We start from the raw sequence: 517 nt of genomic DNA, 5'->3' as shown, positions 1-517 counted from the left end.
GGCCTGACCAGGGTTCGAGGCTCGCTCAATTGGGTCTCGGGGCGGCCCCCTGCTGCCAGGTCGAGCAGAGCCGCGGACCCACTCCAATCGGTGCGCGCGAGGACGACCGCGATGAGCGGAAGTCCCAGACCGAGCAGCGCCAAGCCCGCGACCAGGAGGGCCCCCACGCCGCCGGTGCCGCGCTCAGGACCGGTGACTGCGAGGACGATCGGTGTGCCCAGCAACGCAACTCCGGCTATCGAGGCGAGTGCCCGTGCGCCGGCGGCGGCGGTGTAGCGCACCCCTCGCCACCGCCCAATGGTCGGCAGCGCATCCGGTTCCAACTCCACACGGCTCACCTCCGCATCGTAAGGACAGGATCGCGAGGACACCGTAGAGCCAGCCATACCCTGATTGACCGGTCGGCCCTACTGCGCCGCACCGGTGCACCGCGGTGTGCTCAGTGCCATGAACGAACCAGCCCCGCACAGCACCGTCTTGCATCTCCGCGATGTGACACGCACCTACCAGTCTGGGA

Annotated in this window: 1 protein-coding gene; it reads right to left on the bottom strand. The window is 69.1% G+C overall.

Translation table 11 applies throughout. The features are described from left to right. Nucleotides 1-338, bottom strand: a 338-nt coding sequence (locus AC1DYG_RS19245) for a hypothetical protein (RefSeq protein WP_477641462.1), incomplete at its 3' end; no start/stop codon positions are given. Nucleotides 339-517 lie beyond the last annotated feature (179 nt).

It is taken from the genome of Pedococcus sp. P1_H8 (assembly GCF_056405175.1).
This window is presented reverse-complemented; position numbering and strand designations above follow the sequence as displayed.